The following is a 1,745-nucleotide window of genomic DNA, read 5'->3' on the forward strand; positions in this document are numbered from 1 at the left end:
AGTATTTAGACTCTTTGAATAAATCATATGAAATTATTACTGATATTGGTAGTGGAATAAACTATAATAAAAAAGGGCTTAGAGATTTATTAAAGAAAATAAACAATAGAGAAGTGGACAAAATAGTTGTTCTCTATAAAGATAGACTGTTAAGATTTGGGTTTGAATTAGTTGAATATATGGCTAATTTAAATGGATGTGAGATTGAAATATTGGATAGCACAGAAAAAACTCAGCAGGAAGAATTGGTGGAAGATTTAGTACAAATTATAACTGTTTTCAGTTGTAATTTGCAAGGTAGAAGAGCCAATAGAACTAGAAAAATGATTGACGAATTAATTGAAGGTGGTGAAAATGATGATAAAGGGAATCAAAGTGATGCTAATACCGAATGATAAACAAAATACTAAGTTGTTTCAATGTTCTGGAACTGCAAGGTTTATTTATAATTGGACTTTAGCAAGACAACAAGAAAATTATAAAAATGGTGGTAAATTTATATCTGATAATGAACTGCGAAAGGAATTGACACAACTAAAGAAAACAGATGAATACAAATGGCTGAGTACAGTATCCAATAATGTAGCTAAACAGGCTATTAAAGATTGTTGTAATAGTTATAAAAGATTCTTTAAAGGTAAAGCAAAATTTCCTAGATTTAAAAGTAAAAAGAAATCAAAACCTGAATTCTATCAAGATAATATGAAAATTCAATTTACTGAAACTCATGTTAAATTTGAGGGATTTAGTGAAAGCAAGAAGAAAAATAAACAACAATTAAACTGGGTAAAGCTAGCTGAAAAGAATAGAATTCCTTTTGGTAAAGATGTTAAATATATTAATCCTAGATGTTCATTCGATGGTTTAAATTGGTTCATATCAGTAGGAATTGAATGTATGGATGATAATAATTATTATTCTAATATTAATGACACTGAGGGAGTCGGAATTGATTTGGGAATAAAGGATTTAGCTATTTGCTCAGATAACATTACTTATAAAAATATTAATAAAACTAAGAAAATGAAAAAATTAGAAAAAAGAAGGAAAAGACTACAAAGACAAGTATCAAGAAAATATGATAATTTAAAGGAGAATAAGGTATTTATAAAATGGGAAAAACCCAGGAAAACCAAAAATATTATAAAATTAGAAGATAAAATGAGAAAATCCCAACATAAATTAAATGGAGTAAGAAATAATTATGTTCATCAAACTACTACAGAAATAGTTAGACGAAAACCAAGTTATATAACTATTGAGGATTTAAATATAAGTGGTATGATGAAAAATAAACACTTATCAAAAGTGATACAACAACAGAATTTATATGAATTTAGAAGAGAATTAACTTATAAATGTCTATGGAATAATATTGAGTTAAGAATGGTAAGTAGGTGGTATCCTAGTTCAAAAACTTGTCATGAATGTGGATATATTAATAAAGACTTAAATTTAAGCGATAGAGAATGGATATGTACTGACTGTGGTTGCTTACTTGATAGGGATTATAATGCAAGTTTGAATTTAAGAGATTGTAAAGAATATAAAGTAATTTAATAAATTAACATACGTCATGTAAAAGACAATGTTAATATGTACTCGGACGTTGCCGAGGAATTTAAGCCTTTGGAGTGTTAAACAACTTTAGTAGTATTAGTAATAATATGAAAAAGAACACTATGAATAAGGAATTAAACTTAGAAATTATAGTTTTATAACTTCTTATAAGTTTTAAGTAACGG

Annotated in this window: 2 protein-coding genes; both read left to right on the plus strand. The window is 26.8% G+C overall.

The genetic code is table 11. The features are described from left to right. A partial coding sequence (locus LGK97_RS19525; protein ID WP_226261982.1) for an IS607 family transposase occupies positions 1-395 on the plus strand: 395 nt, incomplete at its 5' end. After that, positions 358-1,560 carry an RNA-guided endonuclease InsQ/TnpB family protein gene (locus tag LGK97_RS19530; protein ID WP_226261984.1) on the plus strand — a complete coding sequence of 401 codons (1,203 nt, stop codon included), beginning with the start codon at positions 358-360 and terminating at the stop codon, positions 1,558-1,560. The genes LGK97_RS19525 and LGK97_RS19530, both read left to right, overlap by 38 nt. Positions 1,561-1,745: the final 185 nt, after the last annotated feature.

The sequence above is a fragment of the Clostridium sp. CS001 genome, from assembly GCF_020443565.1.
Lineage (GTDB): Bacteria > Bacillota > Clostridia > Clostridiales > Clostridiaceae > Clostridium_AD.

Excerpts from the sequence above, each read along its gene's own strand:
- LGK97_RS19530 (WP_226261984.1), top strand. The coding sequence starts at position 358 with ATGATAAAGGGAATCAAAGTGATGCTAATACCGAATGATAAACAAAAT.